At 64.5% G+C, this 17,702-nt stretch carries 16 protein-coding genes; 8 read left to right on the top strand and 8 right to left on the bottom strand.

The features are described from left to right. Positions 1-218 precede the first annotated feature (218 nt). Positions 219-1,589 (bottom strand): carbohydrate-binding protein, encoded by a 1,371-nt coding sequence (locus H559_RS23340; protein ID WP_051278903.1) that lies wholly within the window; start codon positions 1,587-1,589, stop codon positions 219-221. Positions 1,590-1,731: 142 nt separating this feature from the next. Between H559_RS23340 and H559_RS21380 the strand changes: the two genes are divergently transcribed. Next, a complete protein-coding gene (locus H559_RS21380) occupies positions 1,732-2,601 on the top strand; it encodes a helix-turn-helix transcriptional regulator (protein WP_028451588.1) in 870 nt (289 codons plus the stop codon). Between the two features lie 77 nt (positions 2,602-2,678). Here H559_RS21380 and H559_RS0103765 read toward each other — a convergent pair whose 3' ends face one another. Then, positions 2,679-4,034 carry a DUF2314 domain-containing protein gene (locus H559_RS0103765; protein ID WP_051278902.1) on the bottom strand — a complete coding sequence of 452 codons (1,356 nt, stop codon included), beginning with the start codon at positions 4,032-4,034 and terminating at the stop codon, positions 2,679-2,681. Positions 4,035-4,248: 214 nt separating this feature from the next. On the opposite strand from H559_RS0103765, the gene H559_RS0103760 reads away from it, so the two are divergent. The 3 genes from H559_RS0103760 to H559_RS0103750 all read left to right on the top strand — a co-directional run bounded on the left by H559_RS0103760 (position 4,249) and on the right by H559_RS0103750 (position 6,226). Beyond that, entirely contained in the window at positions 4,249-4,830 is a 582-nt protein-coding gene (locus tag H559_RS0103760; protein WP_028451586.1) for an SRPBCC family protein, read from the top strand. A gap of 91 nt (positions 4,831-4,921) precedes the next feature. Next, a complete protein-coding gene (gene speG, locus H559_RS0103755; protein WP_028451585.1) occupies positions 4,922-5,449 on the top strand; it encodes a spermidine N1-acetyltransferase in 528 nt (175 codons plus the stop codon). A gap of 60 nt (positions 5,450-5,509) precedes the next feature. Further along, the gene (locus H559_RS0103750; RefSeq protein ID WP_028451584.1) at positions 5,510-6,226 is read left to right on the top strand and encodes an MgtC/SapB family protein; all 717 of its coding nucleotides are present in this window, start codon (positions 5,510-5,512) and stop codon (positions 6,224-6,226) included. A gap of 51 nt (positions 6,227-6,277) precedes the next feature. Here H559_RS0103750 and H559_RS21375 read toward each other — a convergent pair whose 3' ends face one another. Then, a complete protein-coding gene (locus H559_RS21375; RefSeq protein ID WP_051278901.1) occupies positions 6,278-6,865 on the bottom strand; it encodes a GNAT family N-acetyltransferase in 588 nt (195 codons plus the stop codon). A 108-nt stretch (positions 6,866-6,973) separates the two neighbouring features. On the opposite strand from H559_RS21375, the gene H559_RS0103740 reads away from it, so the two are divergent. Further along, a complete protein-coding gene (locus H559_RS0103740; protein WP_028451583.1) occupies positions 6,974-7,393 on the top strand; it encodes a DUF1810 domain-containing protein in 420 nt (139 codons plus the stop codon). Here the strand turns inward: H559_RS0103740 and H559_RS0103735 are convergent. From H559_RS0103735 to dinB, 3 genes are all read right to left on the bottom strand, one after another. Continuing rightward, positions 7,390-9,009, bottom strand: a complete 1,620-nt coding sequence (locus H559_RS0103735) for a methyl-accepting chemotaxis protein (protein WP_028451582.1) — start codon at positions 9,007-9,009, stop codon at positions 7,390-7,392. The genes H559_RS0103740 and H559_RS0103735 overlap by 4 nt on opposite strands. 218 nt (positions 9,010-9,227) lie before the next feature. Continuing rightward, positions 9,228-10,853 (bottom strand): methyl-accepting chemotaxis protein, encoded by a 1,626-nt coding sequence (locus H559_RS21370; protein WP_051278900.1) that lies wholly within the window; start codon positions 10,851-10,853, stop codon positions 9,228-9,230. Positions 10,854-11,003: 150 nt separating this feature from the next. After that, on the bottom strand, positions 11,004-12,119 hold the full coding sequence (gene dinB, locus H559_RS18775) for a DNA polymerase IV (protein ID WP_051278899.1): 1,116 nt from the start codon (positions 12,117-12,119) through the stop codon (positions 11,004-11,006). A gap of 391 nt (positions 12,120-12,510) precedes the next feature. Here dinB and H559_RS0103720 point away from each other — a divergent pair, with 391 nt between their 5' ends. Continuing rightward, positions 12,511-13,038 carry a DUF2062 domain-containing protein gene (locus H559_RS0103720; RefSeq protein ID WP_028451581.1) on the top strand — a complete coding sequence of 176 codons (528 nt, stop codon included), beginning with the start codon at positions 12,511-12,513 and terminating at the stop codon, positions 13,036-13,038. Here H559_RS0103720 and H559_RS18770 read toward each other — a convergent pair whose 3' ends face one another. Both H559_RS18770 and H559_RS18765 read right to left on the bottom strand, forming a co-directional pair. Then, the gene (locus tag H559_RS18770; RefSeq protein WP_051278898.1) at positions 13,039-13,698 is read right to left on the bottom strand and encodes a FecR family protein; all 660 of its coding nucleotides are present in this window, start codon (positions 13,696-13,698) and stop codon (positions 13,039-13,041) included. It abuts the gene before it with no gap. Beyond that, entirely contained in the window at positions 13,695-15,842 is a 2,148-nt protein-coding gene (locus tag H559_RS18765) for a CHASE2 domain-containing protein (protein ID WP_051278897.1), read from the bottom strand. Before H559_RS18765 ends, H559_RS18770 begins: the two co-directional genes overlap by 4 nt. A 140-nt stretch (positions 15,843-15,982) precedes the next feature. On the opposite strand from H559_RS18765, the gene H559_RS21365 reads away from it, so the two are divergent. Beyond that, positions 15,983-16,963, top strand: coding sequence for an AraC family transcriptional regulator (locus H559_RS21365; RefSeq protein ID WP_051278896.1), 981 nt, complete (start codon positions 15,983-15,985; stop codon positions 16,961-16,963). A gap of 72 nt (positions 16,964-17,035) precedes the next feature. After that, a complete protein-coding gene (locus H559_RS0103700) occupies positions 17,036-17,233 on the top strand; it encodes a hypothetical protein (protein WP_028451580.1) in 198 nt (65 codons plus the stop codon). The last annotated feature ends 469 nt before the right edge of the window (positions 17,234-17,702 follow it).

The raw sequence follows: 17,702 nt of genomic DNA, 5'->3' as shown, positions 1-17,702 counted from the left end.
TCCGCTCCTGATAACCCCGGGCCGGCAGCCAGCGCTGCCGGCCTTGTTGCGTGCGGCTGGCGCTGGCCGGCCAGATCGGGCAGACAAAAAAAAGCGGCAGGGGGAAACCCTGCCGCACAAGGAAGCTCAGGGGTGATCGCCCTGCAGGCCGAAGAGAGGAGCGGCCTGTTCCGGGGCCGAGCCCGCCCCGAAATCGCTGGCACCAAAGACGGTGCGTGTCAGTTCTGCCAGAGTGCCGGCACCACAAGCGGCGTCCAGCCGCCGCCCACCGGCGGGGTGTGGGCAATGCTGCAGCGGTACACCTTGCCCTGATAGCTGACGCAACTGCCCACGCTGTAGACACTGCCTTCCTGCCAGGCCGGGCAGCTGCCAGCCGGTGTCGGCGTGATGGTCGGCTGCGGGGTTGCCGTTGGTACCGGGGTGGGGGTCGGTGTTGCGCTTGGCACGGGCGTGATTGCCGGAGTGGGTGTGGCTGTTGGCGTACTGCTGCCGCAGGGGCCCAGATCCTTCCAGACGCCCCATTCGCCGCTCCTGCCCGGCATGTCATTGCCCTCGGCCCACCACTTTGCCTCGTAATTGCGCCCGTTGTAGCTCACCTTGCTGCCGCCGGTGTAAGAGCGGGCGCTCCAGACGCTGTAGCAGCCCGCGCCCGGCGTGGGTGTCAGCACGGGGGTCGGCGTAACTGTCGGGGTGGCTGTGGGAGCAGGCGTGGCAGTGGGCTTTGGCGTCGGGGTCGGGGTCGGCACTGCGGTCGGTGTGGCCGTTGGGGTTGGTGTGCTGCCATCCGGCAGCTTGCCGTTGGGTGCGTAGCTGAAGCCGGCGAGGACGATTTCGACATCCTTGCCGTCAGCCGGAGCCTTGCCCTGGAATTGCCACAGATTGATCAGAAACTGCTGCGGCTGTTGCGAAATGCACGGTGCGGGGTCGGTGCCGGGACAGCTGAAGCGCGTATTGCCGGCACTGCTGCCGGCGCGGTCAGCCGGCATGAAGCGCCAGGCGGCCAGCTGCCTGCCGGTGTTGCCGGCATCGACGTGCCCGGCGAGCGACTGATAATCCACCCGGTCGGCCTGCCAGCTGAAGCGGTGGGTGGTCTTGCCGCTGGTTTCGCTGAATTCGAAACCATGCCAGCTGTTGGCCGCGCCGCTGACAGTGGGCCAGACGGTGTAGTTGCCGACCGGGGCGCTGTCATAACCCCAGCGCGCGAATTCGATGTCGATTTCATGCGTGGCATCGCCGCCGACATCGGCGCTCGGATAGGTGAAGAAGCCGAACACTACATTCTTGTCGAAGAGCTCGGGGCGGGCTTCGATCTGGAACTGGTAGAGGCCGAAATGCGTGCGTGCCGGGTTCAGCAGGCGGATTTCCGCCGATGACCACACGCCATTGCGGTTGGCGATTTTCAGGTGCAGCTTGCCATCGGCATCGACCCAGGCATTGCGCTCGTCCCAGTTGTTCGGGCCGGGACCGCCGCCGCCGCTGCGGACATCCCACTGATAGCCCGCCCAGTTCAGCGTGGCGGCCTGACTGTTCGCCAGCAGCAGCGCCAGTGGCAGCGCGAGCAGCAGGCCTGCTTTGTGCATGTGTTGCATTGAATCCTCCGGATGATGTTTTTATGTGCACGGCCTTGTGTCATGCCGTGTGCATGCAACGCTAAGCCATTGACAGCGTGGGGTAAATGTCGCAATTTGCTGCTAATCTTGTTCAAATTCGTCACGACTCGGCAAATCCGGCATGGCCACCATCTATTACGAGTATTTCGACGTCGCGCCCGAATCCGAGCAGCGCAGCGTGGGCGGGCGGGTGTTCTACCACCAGTATGTGCAGGCGCTGCGCGAGCGTGGCGTGCTGATGGCCGGGGTATCCACACTGCGCAGGCAGCATCATGTCGAGCGTATCGAGGCACCCTTTCATGTGCTGCTTTTCGCGCTGGAAGGCGCGGGCGAGGTGATCGATGGCGAGGCGCGGCTGCCGCTGGCACCGGGCCGGATTGCCGTGCTGCCGGCGCGCGGGCGGCGCGGTTTCTGCTTTGCCGGCGAGTCATGGCGGCTGTGCTGGTTTCTGCTGGAAGACCGCGAGGAATGGGATTTCCTCGCCGGCCCGGCAACGCGCCTGCTCGACAGTACGGGCGCTGAAAGCCTCTATCATGCGGTGGCCACGCTGCACCACGAAGCGAATCTGCCGCGCGGCGGGCTGACCGGCAGCGCGGTCCACCTGATGCTTGACCTGCTGCAGCGCGAACTGGCACCGCTGCACGACAGCCGTACCGCCGGCCTGCAGCAGGCGCTGCGCAGCCTGCTGGCCGACATTCACGCCGCACCGGATCGCGACTGGAGCGTGGCCGGGCTGGCCGACCGCCTCGGCATCAGCATCGCCACGCTGGCGCGGCTGTGCCAGCGGCACTATCACGCCACGCCGCAGCAGCTCATCATCAACGAGCGCATGGCGCGGGCGCGCGAACTGCTGCTGGCCGGGCAGGGCAATGTGGCGCAGGTGGCCGAAGCCACCGGCTACCAGGAGGTGGCCAGTTTCTGCCGGCGCTTTGCCCGCCACTACGGCGTTTCACCCGGGCAGGTGCAACTGGAAATGAAAAACCGGCTTTGATGCTTTTGGGTATTGCCATGCAGCCATTATTTTCAAATGGCTGTGGCAGCATGGGTAGTAATGTATGTTGACTGCCCTCAGCGTGCCTGCATCTGCTCGATGATCTTGCTGGTCGTGTTGCCGGTGCGCGTGCCATCGGGCAGCTGACGCAGGTAATCGAAGACCTCATCCTGCCGGATGGTGACCATCTGGCCGCTCTGCAGCTCCGGCACATGCACCGGCTCGTTGTTCAGCACACCCTTGATGGTCTTGCCCTGCCAGCTCGTCACCTCGACCCACATCCACTCGCGCCCACCATCGGGGGTGGCAAACGGCGCCTTCAGCAGGATGAATTCGCCCGGCTTCAGCCCGGCAGCAAAGGCACGCTGCAGCGCCGGGAGTTCGGCCCGCGCTTTGGCACTGGCCGCCTTCAGCGCGGCGTTGTGCTTGATGTAGCTGACCGAATCTTCCGAGCCGAACAGGGCGGACAGCATCTTTTCCTGCCGCGCCTGGGTATCGGGGCCGGCATAACGCGCGGCACTGATCTGCAGCAGGCGATTGTCCGGGTCACCCTCGGCCGGCGCAGCCTTCAGCAGGGTCAGCCGCGCAAGGGACTCGCCCTTCTTGCCCTGTGCGGCCAGTGCGGCTTCGCGCCTGCTCTTGCTGCGGATTGCCCTGATGTCGAGATCAAGCTGGCCATTTTTGCCAACCACCGCGCCCTCGGCCATGGTCTGGCAGACAAGGTTGATCAGCAGGCCGGCACTGTCATTCTGCGCCCAGCCGAGGTCTTCCATCACCACATCCGGCAGTCCCGTCTTGCTCATGCCCAGAGTGATGGCACGCACCAGCTCGGTATCCCGGTAGGCGTGGATCACCGTCTGCGTGGCGACATCCGGCACCGGCTCGCTCCAGCGGGCCAGCCGCTTCGCATGCCAGGCATCGGGGGTGTAGATTTCGCGGGTTTCCTCGTCCCAGACCAGCCCGCCGGTTTCGCGCGCGATCTGTTCGACCAGCAGATTGGCATTGCGCAGCCCGCTCCACACCTGTGCCTTGCCGTGCGAGAAATCCAGAATCAGCGCCTGCGCCGGGCCCTGCAGGGCCTGTGCCTGCGCTTTCGAGAGGCTCTGGCCGAAGTACTGCAGCATCTCCGGGCCGGGCGGACGGTAGTTCTGCCGCGCATCCTTCTCCAGCCGCGCCCGCACCTGCGGGCTCGCCGGCGCCTTGTCCAGCGCCGGGACGATCTGCAAGTTCCTGTCGATGCGCGGCGCCAGCTGCTGCAGGGCGGCCAGCGGCGGTCTGGCCGGTGCCGGCGCGTAATACACGGCAAACTGGAAGCGGATGGTTTCCGCCATCGGATCGCCAGCCGGCGTACGAGCGGCCAGTGCCGCAAAGGCCTGCCCGCCCGGCAGGCAGAGAACGAGCAGGGCAAGGCAGGAAATCAGGCGGTGTGTCATGGAACGAACCTGTTGTTAGAAAGGTTTTTGTCAGAAAAGCAGATTCTAACAGGCAAGGCGGGGAAAACAGGAAGGACTGGCAGGAGGTGTTGTCTGTCATTGGTGCGCCAGATGCTTGCCGGGAAAAATAGCCAATGAGCCACACCCCGCCTTGCCGTCATCGTTCTGTCACGCCCTGCCGCTTAGCATGGGGCGATATCATGCGGAGAACACGATGCGTTTCGGGCTTTTCCTGCTCTTGCTGCTGGCCGGGCCCTTGCTGGGAGCCGAAGCCGTGCCTTCGCGGGTGCACGTCGAGGCCAGCCAGGACAAGGGCGTGATTGTCGTGAGCGCGCGCTACACGCCGCCGGTAAGCCGGGCGCTGGCCTTCGAGGTGCTGACCGATTACGAGCGCATGAGCGAATTCGTGCCGGGCATGCGCATGAGCCGCATCACCGGGCGCGAGGGCCGCACGCTGCGGGTCAGCCAGCAGGGCAGCTATCAGTATGGCGTGATCAGCCTGACCATCGATTCGCGCCACCTGATCGAGCTGCGCGCGCCCGACGAGATTGTCAGCCGCGCGCTGGATACCAGCAACGGCGATTACCAGAGCACCACGCGGCTGCAGCAGCTGGATGACGCCACGGCCATCGAATTCCGCGCGGTCTGGCAGCCGACTAATGCGCTGCTGGCGAGCCTGGGCAGTGCGGCGGTGCGCGAGCAGGTGCGTTCGCAGCTGGAAGGGCTACAGTTGGAAATGCTGCGGCGCGCACAGCGTGCAGCCAGCCTGAAGGCCGAGGCGCAGGCGGCGCGGTAATAAGTCACGCCGCGGGAACCGCGCTGCTGCCGCGGCAGTCCCTCAGGCATCGCCTCCGCCGCTGGCGGAGCCGCATTACCGGAGTAGAACCATGACACACAGCCCATTGAAACTGCGCCCGCTGGAGCGCGAGGACCTGCGTTTTGTCCACGAGCTCGACAACAACGAATCGGTGATGCACTACTGGTTCGAAGAGCCCTACGAAGCCTTTGTCGAGCTGTGCGATCTCTACGACAAGCACATCCACGATCAGAGCGAGCGCCGCTTCGTGCTCGAATGCGAGCACCAGCGCGCGGGGCTGGTCGAGCTGGTGGAGATCAACCACATCCACCGCCGCGCCGAGTTCCAGATCATCATCGCGCCGGAATTCCAGGGCAAGGGCTATGCCTCGATCGCCACCGCGCTGGCGCAGGATTACGCCTTCACCACGCTCAACCTCTACAAGCTGTCGCTGATCGTCGATTGCGAGAATGCCCCGGCCATCCACATCTACAAGAAGCTGGGTTTCCAGGAGGAAGGCATCCTGCGGCACGAGTTTTTCGTCAACGGCGAATACCGTGACGTGATCCGCATGTGCATCTTCCAGCCCGATTACCTGGCACGACGCAAGGCCGGCTGAAACGCTTTGCCCCATGACAACAGACCGGCCGCATAAGGCCCGGCACACAGGGAGAACACCATGCAGGCTATCCAGAACATCAGTCTCATTTCGCTGCTCGATACGCTCTTCAGCCTCAGCACGGCCTTCGTGCTGGGCGGGCTGATCGGCTACGAGCGGCAATACCGCCAGCGCACCGCCGGCCTGCGCACCAATGTGCTCGTTGCCGTCGGCGCGGCGGTGTTTGTCGACATTGCCAACCGCCTGGGCGGCGGCGACGGCGCGATCCGCGTGATTGCCTATGTGGTGTCCGGCGTCGGCTTTCTTGGCGCCGGCGTGATCATGCGCGGCGAGGGCAATGTGCGCGGGCTGAACACCGCCGCCACGCTGTGGGGCTCGGCGGCGGTCGGCGCGGCGGCCGGTTCCGATCTGATCGTCGAGGCTCTGCTGGCGACGCTGTTCGTGCTGGCGGCCAACACGCTGCTGCGCCCCATCGTCAACCGCATGAACCGCGAGCCGCTCGACAGCGCCGCTGTCGAAGTCACCAACACCGTGCACCTGATCGTGCCGCGCGAGCACCAGAAAACCGCCCGCGCGTTGCTGGAAGCCGAACTCGACGCCAGCAACTACCCCGCTGCCGATCTCGACATCCGCCCCTACGGCGAGCACGAGGTGGAAATCGAAGCCACGCTGGCCGCCACCTCGGTCGAAGGACCGGAGCTGGATGCGCTGGTACAGCGCCTCGGCGGCTCCGCGCTGGTCAGCCAGGCATACTGGAACCCGAGTACGGAAGAGTAGGGTATAGCCACACAGCCATTTATGGTGAATGGCCGTGTTGTCATACCATAGCTAGTATTGTTGTGGCAGCGCGTATTCCAGCTGCAGGTCGCAGGGCTCCTTCTCGACCTGATCGGTGCGCGGCTCGGCGGCGGGTACCCAGCCGGTCGCAAAGTAGAAGGCGGCCGATTCGCGCGACGAGTGTGCCGAGGCGTAGAGATGGCTGGCGCCCCATTCGCGCGCCTGGTCGACCGCCGCCGCCAGCAGGCGCCGCCCCAGCCCCTGCCCGCGCCAGGGCTGGCTGACATGCAGCTGCATCAGCTGCACATACTGCTGCCGGCTGCCGAAGCGCGGACGGCATAGCGCCGCGAAGGCCTGCACGCCGCCTTCATCCCGCAGCAGCCATACTGCGCCATCGCCTTCCAGGCAGGGGCGGAAATCGGACGCGACGATGTCGGCCAGTGTGGCGTCATCCCACTCTTCGGTAAACGTCGCGGGCTGCAGCCGCCAGTCCGCATGCTCGCCGCGCCAGGCCTCAGTCACCGGCTGGTGGCGGACAAAACCGGCGAGCAGTTGCGGGTGCAGGCCGGCCGGGGTGATTGATTCGAGCTTGAGCATGGTGGTCGTGCGGGTACGGGATGCCAGCCATTGTGCAGCCACTGCAGTTGGCCGACTTGGCGCGGCTTGCTGTTCCGCATGGTTTTCCGCATTGAGGCAGCACGCCTTAGCCGGCTAGACTGAACTGGTCCTGTCAAATCAGCCGGCATCATGAATGATCCTTTCGACCTCCAGCGTTTCATTACCGCCCAGGAATACTGCTACGCCGGCGCACTGGCCGAACTGCGCGCGGGCAGGAAACGTACGCACTGGATGTGGTTCGTATTTCCACAGCTGGTTGGCCTGGGCCGAAGCGAAACGGCGCGCTTTTATGCACTTTCGGGGCGGGAGGAGGCGCAGGCCTTTCTGGCGCATCCCCTGCTGGGTACGCGCTTGCTGGAATGTACTGCCGGGGTGCTGGCGCTGCCCGCGCCGGATCTGCTGCAGTTGTTTGGCAGGCCGGACGACCTGAAATTCGTCTCCTCGATGACGCTGTTTGCAGCGATCAGCCCGCCCGGCTCGGTGTTCGGGCAGGCTCTGCAGCATTGCCGGGCCTGCCCCGATGCGCGCACGCTGGCGCTGCTGGCTTAGGCGCGGAACTGGCTGATCAGCGCCTGCAGGCGGTCAGTCTGGCCGCGCAGCTGCTGGCTGAGCTGTTTGGCATTGGCTGCTGCTGCCGCATTGCTTTCCGAGGCCGCCGAGATACGGTCTACCTGCTCGGTGACCATCTGGTTGGCCTGTGATTGCTCGTGCAGTGCCGAGGCAATGCTTTCGATCATGGCCATGGATTGTTGTGCCGACTGTTCGATGCCTTCAACAGCCTGACCACCATCGCGGGTAAGAGTAACCCCTTGCCCGACGCGGCTGACGGCTGTCTGCATGTGGTTCATCGACGCATCGGACTCCTGCTGAATCTGGCCAATCATGCCGGCGATTTCTGCCGTAGCCCGTGTCGTGCGTTCGGCCAGCTTGCGCACCTCGTCGGCCACTACGGCAAAGCCGCGCCCCTGTTCGCCGGCACGTGCCGCTTCAATCGCGGCATTCAATGCGAGCAGATTGGTCTGGTCTGCCACATCCTTGATGGTCTGCATGATGCTGGAAATGCTGGCGGTTTTGTTGACCAGGCTGTTGATGACGGTAGATGTATCTGCAACCGAGACGTTGATTTCTTCCATTTCCAGAACGGCTTTGCCCAGCAGGGTCCGCCCTGCCCGTGATTGCTCGGCGGACTGGCGTGAGTGCACGTTGGCCGATTCGGCACTTGCGGCTATCTGATGCACGCTTTCGGTCAGCTCGGTGATGGCGGCAGCCATGGCCGCGGCGGCCTCATGCTGGCGGAAGGAGCCGGATTCGACCTGTTCGGCATCACTGGCCAGCTGCTGGCTCATGCGGTTGACCCCGCCTGCCACGCCCCCCAGTTCGCTGACCAGCGTGCGCAATGAGGACTGCATCCGCGCCAGATCGTGCATCAGACTGCCATCGTAATGGCGGGCAACCGGAATGGGGCTTTGCAGGTCACCATTGGCAATCGCGCGCATGGCGCCGGCGGCAAGAGCCGGTTCACCGCCCAGCTGGCGATAGAGCGAGCGGGTAATCAGCAGCGCGATGCTGACCAGGATGGTGGTGATTACGGCAACAATCAGCAGTTCCTTGATCAGGGTCTGCCAGAATTGTGCCTGAATGTCGGAAACATAGACGCCGGTACCGATCACCCAGCCCCAGGGGGCGAAGCCCTGGACGTGGGAGAGCTTGGGTTGCGGCTGGTCGCTGCCCGGTTTTGGCCACTGATAGGCGACAAAGCCTTTACCCTGCTGCGTAACGACAGCCACCATATCGTTAAACAGCAGCTTGCCATCGGGGTCCTTGATGGCAGAAAGGTCCTTGCCATCCAGCTCGGGTTTGATGGCATGCATGACCATGCGCGGCTGCATGTCGTTGATCCAGAAATATTCGCTGCCGTTGTAGCGCAGCGCCTTGATCGCGGCCTTGGCCTCGGCTTGTGCCGCTTCGCGGCTCAATTGCCCGGCCTGTTCGCGGGTATGGGCCTGCGCGGCCAGCTGAACCGCGACTTCGACCAGATTGCGCAGCTTGTCCTCGCGGTCGGTCTGCATCTGGGCGCGCAGCATCAGACAGCCAACGAGGGCGACGATGCTCACTCCGATGAGCGCCAGGGCAATCAACCCGAGCAAACGATTGCGTACCGACATCCTGTTCTCCCTTTGTAGGTCTATTTATTAGGGAGATCTTATATTGATCTAGCGCAAATTCTGAATGCTTCTTTGGATCTGTGTCAGTTTTATGCTGCTTATGTCGATACGATTGAATCGGGAGCCAACGGTAAGCGGTGGCCAGCATGGCGGTCCTTACACCCCCCTCCCAGGCAGTCAATATCTGCCTGGGGGCGGGACGTGAGCGGGCTGCCGCCTCAGACCTTGTAGCGGGAAATGGCGGCGTCGAGTTCCTGGCTCAGCTGCCGCAGGTGTGTTCCCTCGCTGGCGGTGTTGCGTGCAAGCGCACTGCTTTCTTCCGACATCTGTGCCACGCGTTCGACCTGCTGCGCCATCATCGAACTGGCGGCACTCTGCTCGCGCATCGAATTGGTGATTTCGCTGACCTGTTCGACCACGCGGTCGGCGTTCTGGCGGATGTGGTGAATGGCGTCGCTGGCCTGCTGCGCCTGCTGCACGCCTTGATTCACCTGCTCGACCGCCAGCTGCATGGCCTCGACGGTGGTGTTGGCTTCGTTCTGGATGGCGCTGATGGTGCTGGTGATTTCCCGCGTCGAGCTGCCGGTGCGTTCGGCCAGCTTGCGCACTTCGTCGGCCACGACGGCAAAGCCGCGTCCCTGTTCGCCAGCGCGTGCCGCCTCGATGGCTGCGTTGAGAGCCAGCAGATTGGTCTGGTCGGCAATTTCCTTGATGACATTCACCACCGTACTGATGCTGGCGGTGCGTTCCTTCAGCGTTTCGATCTGGCTGGCCGAGGCGCGGACATCCTCGGCAATGCGGTTGATGCCCCGGATGGTACTTTCAATGACTTCGCCGCCGCTGCTGGCCATCTTGCCGGCGTCGCGCGCGGTGCTGTCGCATTCCTGCGCGCGGTCGGCGACATGGTTGATGCTGACGGTGACTTCCTCGACGCCCGCAGCCATGCTGGATGCGGCGCTGCTGACCTGCTGCGAGGTGCCGGACAGTTCGCTGCTGGCCGTCGACAGGCTGCCGGCCGTTGCGGTCACGGTACGGCCGATTTGCCCGAGCTGCCGCAGGCTGGCCTGCAGCGTATCGAGCAGGCTGTTGAGTGATTGCAGCGACAGGCCGATTTCATCGTGCCGGGTCACCGGGATGCGCTGGGTAAAGTCGTAATGCTCGCTCAGGCCGCCGATGAAACGCTGCAGCTGGTTCAGCGGCTGTGTGATGCTGCGGCTGATCAGCCAGGCCAGCGTCAGGCAGGCCAGCAGCACGGCAATGGTCAGGCCCATCAGCCAGTGCTGGGCAGATACCCTGGCTTGGTGATTTTCAGTCGCTTTGGCGTCGCTCAGTTTCTTCTGCAGCTGCACCAGCTCGGTGACCCGGGTGTTGAATTTGCCGAGCACGCCCTTGTTGTTGCTGATCGCGCCGGCGCGGTCGCCCTGTTTGACGAGGTCGAAGGTCTTCTGCGTGTTGTCGAGCACTTCCGGCAGCATCGCCCGGATTTCCTGCAGCAGCTTGCTTTCCTCGGCGCTGGCCGGCCAGCGGGGGTCGGTCAGCAGTTTTTCCAGCGAGGCAAGCTGCTGGCCCAGATTCGTGCGCGCGGTGGTGAACTGCTCGGAAGTTTTGGCGGCATCGTCCGGCGAGTTGTCGAGGATGATCTGCCGGGTGAGCATGCGGATGCCCTGAACTTCGTTCATCAGCTCCGCGCCCGCCAGCAGCTGCGCCGAATTGCCTTCGACGATTTCATCGATGTCCCGCCCCATCTTGCCGAACAGCGTGAACACGTACACGTTGTTGAGCACGATCAGCAGCAGGATGCTGAGAAAGCCCAGAAAAAGGCGATTGGCAACCGAGAGCTTCATGTTCTTCTCCGCAATGAGCAGTTTGGGCTGGCGTGCGGCAGTGGCCTCATCGCCCCGCGTGCAGCCTGTCTGCTTCTGATATTAGTTCCGGGCGCCGGGAGATGCGCCCTGTTTTAGTGCGGTGCAGCAAAAAAAGCTGCGCCTTGCCGTTCACGCCGAGGCTGGCCGGCCGATCTCCAGCTCCTGCCACAGCGGCAGCGTGTAGGGGCGCCGGAGTGGCGCGGGCTTGCTGGCGGCGGGGACATCGGCGAAGCGCACGCCGACGCCGAGCAGGCGCACCGGTTTGGCGCCGCGCTGCCAGGCCTGTTTCAGTAGCTTGCTGAACAGTGCCATGTCGGCGTGGCTGGCACGGCACTCCATCGTCGTTTGTGTGAAATCGTGGAACTTGATTTTCACGAAGGCTTTGTTGGGTTGGGTATCAAGCTGCTGCCTTTGCAGACGCTGGCTCAGGTCGGCATACAGGGTGGGGGTTTGGGCAAGGCAGGCGGCGAGGTCGGGCAGGTCTTTGGGGTAGGTGTGCTCGACCGACAGCGATTTGCGCTGCCATTCGGTTTCCACCGGGCGTTCGTCGATGCCGCGGCACTGGCGATACAGCGAGCGCCCGAGCCGGCCGAATTGTGCGTCGAGCTCGGCCAGCGTCCAGCGTTGCGCGTCGCCGCAGGTGACGAGGCCATGGCGCGCCAGCCGTGCGGCGGTGACCTTGCCGATGCCCCACAGCTTGCCGATGGGCAGCGCCGGCATGAAGGCGTCGATGTCAGCAGGGGTGAGGACGAACTGGCCGTCGGGCTTGTTCCAGTCGCTGGCGATTTTTGCCAATAATTTGTTCGGCGCGATGCCGGCGCTGGCGGTAATGCCGACTTCCGCGCGGATGCGCGCGCGGATTTCCTCGGCCATTCTTGTAGCGCTGCCCTGGCAGTGCGGTAGTCCGCTGACATCCAGATAGGCTTCGTCCAGCGACAGCGGCTCGATCAGCGTGGTGTAGTCGCGAAAGATTGCGTGCACACGGCGCGAGGCGTCCTTGTAGCGGGCGAAATCATGCGGCAGCAGAACCAGATCCGGGCACTGGCGCAGCGCCCAGCCGGTGGGCATGGCCGAATGGATGCCGATCCGGCGCGCAACATAATTGCAGGTGGAAATCACGCCGCGCTGGCCGGGCGAGCCGCCGATGGCAATCGGCAGTTCGCGCAGCTCGGGGCGGTCGCGCATTTCCACGGCAGCATAGAAGCAGTCGCAGTCGATGTGGATGATCTTGCGCTGGGGGGACATGGCTGTGTGTGGGAAAAACCGTTACTGATATTGTACGATCGTTCTACAGAATGGTCATCCCGTATTGCGACTATGCCGCCAACGCAACAACAGCCTTTGCTGAGCGATAAGGTGTAACCCTGATGCGCTAAAGTGTCAGCTTTGCAAGGCAAGCAGGACATCGAACGGCCTCGTTGCGCGCAACCGCCAGAAAATCAGACAAGACCATGGCGGGACACCGAAAAAAAGCCGCAGCTTGCCGGTCTGCCTCAAGCCACCTTCGGTGGCTTTTTTTCTGCCTTCTCCAGCGGTTCTGCCTGTTGCTGGCGGTATTATTTCCGTCCCACGGCTGGCTGGCCGGCAGCAGTGGCTGGTGTAAAGTCAGGCGCTGAGACATCTTGCGGATCATGCCATGCAAATTCTGCTTACCTATCTGCGCAAGAAGCTGCCTTCTCGCGAGCAGCTGCGCAACAACCGTTTCCTGCGCTGGCTGGGACCGGGGCTGTTCTGTCCGGGGCTCTGGTGCTTCCGCCCGCGCACCGTGGCGCTGGGCGTGGCCATCGGCATCTTTTTCGGCATGCTGGTGCCGCTGGGGCAGAGCCCGCTGGCTGCCGCCTGTGCCCTGCTCCTGCGCGCCAATCTGCCGGTGGCCATCACCAGTACGCTGGTTAGCAATCCGCTGACCTTTGCGCCGATCTATTATCTGGCCCACCAGCTGGGCATCACGCTGGCACCCGGGCTGGAGCAGCTCAGCCTGCCGGCCGTCGTCACCCCGGGCTGGCTGGACAGTGTGCTCGCACTGGGCTTGCCGCTGCTGCTTGGCCTGCTGGTGTTTGCCCTGGTATTCAGCCCGCTTAGTTATCTGCTGACGCTGCGGCTGTGGGCGTGGAAGATACGCTGGCGCCGGCGTCAGCGGGTGCTGCGCCATGCTGCCGCCTGATCAATAGCCGCCACCGCCCTTGATGACGCGCTCTTCCTGATAGAAGGGCGGTCTGCGGTTCTGCAGTGCTTCAAGCATGATCAGCTCGTCGTCGGTGTGATTGATGACTTCCTTGGCCGGAATCACCTTTTTGCCATCGATCCAGTAGGGCGAGTCGTGGTGGGTGGTGCTGTATTCCATCTTCTGCTGCGGAGCTGCCGTTGGCACCAGAACGACGCTGCCATAACACAGGCAAACGTAGCTGCGCCTGCCATGCGCTTCCAGATAGCAGCCGGTGCCACGGATTCCCAGCGTCACCGCCTGTGTGCTGATGGTTTTCGGCCCCGGCCCGAATACTGACAGCATCTTGCCGCTCTGCAGCTTGATGAAGTGCTCGGCGGCGGCTACGCCCAGTGTCACCGTGCTGTTGGCGCGCAGCAGGTAGGCATCGCTTTCCAGCGTGAATACCGCCTCGCTGTTGGCCCCGGTGCTGACCTCGTCACCCCAGCTCACCGGCTGCCCCTCGACGGCGGGCTTGCCGTTGATGCGCACCGTGCCCTTCACCTTCTGCAGCCCCGGCTTGGGCAGGAAAAACGCACCGGCGACCGCGCGGTTGCCGACGATCAGCAGGCTGCCGGCCAGCCATTGCAGCAGCGTGCGGCGGGAGATTGGCGTACTCATGGGGTGCCTCCTATGGCTGTATGGCCCTTGTCCTGCAAGGCTTGCCGGTAGATACGGTAGATTTTTCGCTCCGGTGCCCGGCTTTCCAGCACTTCCAGCAGTTCCAGCGCGGCGTTGTGGCTGCCGCTGGCGAGCGCATGTTGCAGCTCGTCCCAGCCTAGCTGTTCTTCCGCGCTTAGCCAGGGCAATTCGGGGTCGAGCGGGAGGCAGAGGCCGACGGGCTGTTGTCGCCCCTTGACCTGCACGGTGTCGATGACAAGGCAGCGGATGCCCGGCGTGACGGCCTGCGCCAGTTCACTGCTGATCAGCACCGGCACATCGTAGTTGCGCGTCTGCGCCTCCAGCCTTGCGGCGACGTTCACCGCGTCGCCCATCACCGTATAGGCGCGGCGAAAACGCGAGCCCATATTGCCCACGCGCATTTCGCCGCAATGCAGGCCGATGCCCATTGCCAGCTGCGGCCAGCCGCGCGCGGCGAAGTCTCGGTTCAGCAGTGCCATGCGCCGCTGCATCGCCAGCGCGGCGGCCACGGCGTGGCGCGCGTGATCCGTGTCGGGCAGCGGCGCGCCCCAGAAGGCCATCACCGCGTCGCCGATGTATTTGTCGATGGTGCCCTGGTGCGCATGGATTTCCTCGGTCATGGCGGTGAGGTAGGCGTTGACCAGCTCGGCCAGCGCGTCCGGCGGCAGCGCCTCGGCCACGGCGGTGAAGTTGCGCAGGTCGGCAAACAGCACGGTCAGCTCGCGGTTTTCCGCCTTCATGTCGAACTGCTCCGGGTCGACCTGCATGCGCGCGACCAGCTCGGGCGGCACGTATTCGCCGAACAGCTTCATCAGCTGCCGGCGCTGGCGGCCTTCCAGCCAGCGCGCGGCAAGCACGAACCACAGATAGGGCAGCGCGATGGCCAAAAGCGGCGCGACCAGCGGCAGCAGCAGGCGCTGCGCGAACCACGCCCAGCCCACAGCGAGCAGCAGCAGCGCCAGCGCGCCGCCGGCCCAGGCCTGGCTGGCGGCAAAGCCGGCGGCAGGCAGACGCCAGACCATCAGCGCGCCCAAGAGCAGCGTCGCCAGCGCACCGAACAGCGGCGCCCAGGCCGGCTCCTGCGGCAGCGTGTCGGTAAGCAGCCCCAGCAGCGTGGCAGCCTGCGCCTCGACGCCGGGAAAGAGCGGCGACACCGGCGTGGCGCGGATGTCCTGCAGGCCCGGCGCGGTCGCGCCAATGATCACGATTTTCTCTTTAAGGGTATTGCTTGGTAGCCTTTTCTCGATAATGGCTGCGGCCGAATAGGTGGGCAGGGTATTGGGCGGGCCATAGAAGGGAATGCGGATGCGGCCGTGCGCGTCGGTGGCGATGCGCCGCTCGTCCAGCCGCACGCCGTCGAGCCGGCCGCTATCGCCCAGCCAGACGGGGCTGATCGTGTCGCGGCTGGCGAGCCGCGCGGCGAGGCTGGCGTAGAGTGTGTCATCGAGCCGGATCAGGAGCGGCAGGCGGCGCACGATGCCATCGTCGTCGATCTCCGGGTTGAGAAAGCCGGCGTTTGGCAGGCCGCCGGCCAGTGCGGCGTGCGTGCTGCCGTAGCCCTGCGCGCTCACGAACCAGGCCAGCTGTGCGGGCGGGCCGCGCCAGTCCGGCTGCGGCAGCACGCCACTGCGGGCCGCATCCGGCGTGAAATAGTAGCCGGCGACCACGTCCAGCCGGCGCGCGCGCTCGGCAAAGGCGGCGTCCGGTGCCAACGCATCCCGCCATTCGCTGGCCAGCGCCGTGCAGTCGGCTGCGGGCAGGCGCTGGCACAGTGCATCCCAGCGCTGCTGTAGCGGATTGTGTTCGGTTTCGGCCAATACGATGTCGAGCCCGCTGCGCGCCACGCCGTAATGGCCGTGCAGCGTATCGAGCAGTGTGGCGAGCGTCGCGCGCGGCCAGGGCCAGCGGCCGACGCTGGCGAGGCTGGCCTCGTCGATCGCAATGATGGCAACGCGATCGGCCGGCAGCTGCCCGGTGGCGGCAGCGCGGATGCGCGCATCCTCGCTCCAGCGTTCCAGCTGCGTGACGGGTGCCAGCGCCAGCCAGCCCAGCGCATGCAGCACCAGCACGGCAAGCAGCGCACAGACCAGCAGACGGCTAAGCGGAAGGGGAGGCAGACGCATGACGGTCACCGCAAAGGCATGACTGCAGTGAAGGCTACCGCCTCGGCGATTGCAAGGCCTTGTAAAAACGCTCTGATGACGCTGGATAAACGAGGTACTTTGGCGCAAGCTACGCCTCGATTCCAGCTGACTGATTCCGTATGAATGCTCCCGATCACCTGCGTTACCAGAAACGCCTGCTGCGCGTGCTGCAGCATGTCGAGGCACACCTGAACGACGCGATGGAGCTGTCCGATCTGGCGGCGGTGGCCAATTTCTCGCCCTTCCACTTCCAGCGCATCTTCACCGCATTCATGGGCGAAAGCCCGCAGGACTACATCCGGCGGCTCAGGCTGGAGCGCGCGGCCAACCAGCTGCTCGTGCACAGGCGCCGCAGCGTGCTCGACATTGCGCTGGCCAACGGTTTCGAAACGCAGCACGGCTTTGCCAAGGCGTTTCGCAAGCATTTCGGCATGAACGCCACGCAATGGCGCAGCGACAAGAGCTTCTGGCGCTGGAACGGCTATCACTGGGAATGGCGCCCCGAGAGCAAGGCTGGACAAATCCCCCGCATGCCGCGACCCGAAACGCCGCCAGCCCTGCTTTATGCTCCGGAACGGCTTGCCGCCCTGCATGCAGCACATCAGGGCGAACGGCCGGAATGCATTGTGTCGATGACGGTTTGCCAGCTGCCGAGCTATCACGTGGCGTCGTTTCGCCGCCGCGGCATCGAGCTGGAGAGGCCGCTGGCGCACTGGCATGAAGTGCTGCAGTGGGCTGCGCTGCACGGCCTTGCCGGCAGCGACGGCATCGGGATCTGCATCGTGCATGACAACATCAACATCACGCCGGACAGCATGCTGCGCATCGACACCGGCCTTGTGGTGCCGGCGGATTTCCCGCCCGATGGTGTCACCACGCGTGTGGATACCGCCGCCGGGCGCTATCTGGTGGTGAGCTTTGCCGGCAGGCTCGACGAGGAAGCGGTGGCGAATGCCTACCTGTGGCAGCACTGGTTCGATGACAATCACTACGAACCGGATGACAGGCCGCTGATCTATCGCGCGCCCTACCAGCCGCTGCACACGGACGCCGACGCCCGCTACCGCTTCGACATCTGCATTCCGGTGCGTTTGCGCTGAGTGTTTGCCCGGCCCGGGTTCTGTTCCGCACCCTGGCCCGCACAGCGGCACGCCACTACCGGAGATGCCGCCATGCCTGAACTGAGCCGTACCGATGTCCTGATCCTGCTGGCGCTGGCCGCCGGCAGCCTTGCCGTGTGGTTGGCAACGCCAGCCCGGCCAGCTTCATCGTCTGAACCGCCCGCTGTCCCCGGCGTGATCGAGCCGGCCTGCGGCAGCGCCATGCATTACCGCAGCGGCCGGGCCGAGTGCGCGGGGTGGCTGGCGTGAAGGGGGGTATTGGCGCCTGCGGCGCGGTGTTTTGATGCCGGGGGTGCCCGGCGACACGTCAGGGGGCTTGTCTTGCCAAGCCCCCCGACACCCCCAAGGCGCGCCCGATCCGCCGGCCCTTCGGGCTGCCCTGCGATGCTCGCAGGCCACAGCGCGGGTTCGAAACTCGGGCTTCGCCCTCAAACATCTCACCCGCGAAACCCTGTGGCCTGCTGCGCTTCTCGGCGGCTTCAGGGCGGAGCGTGCTAATTGCTTGTGGTGATAATTCGTAGGTCGGAAAAGCAAAGCGCCTTCCGACGGATTTGGATGATGGGTATACGTCTGTAGCCTTTTTCCAGGTTTGGCTGTGGGCTTATGGTTGCATGGATATATCGCCGTGCTGATTAGGCCCAGTAGGTTGGGTTGAGCGCAGCGAAGCCCAACAGGTGAAACATTCGTCATCGTGTTGGGCTTTCCCCCAAGGGGACTT

This window comes from Chitinilyticum aquatile DSM 21506 (genome assembly GCF_000430805.1).
In the GTDB taxonomy this organism is placed as follows: Bacteria; Pseudomonadota; Gammaproteobacteria; order Burkholderiales; family Chitinibacteraceae; genus Chitinilyticum; species Chitinilyticum aquatile.
Note: the sequence above shows the minus strand (reverse complement) of the source record. Positions and strands in the feature narration are given on the sequence as shown.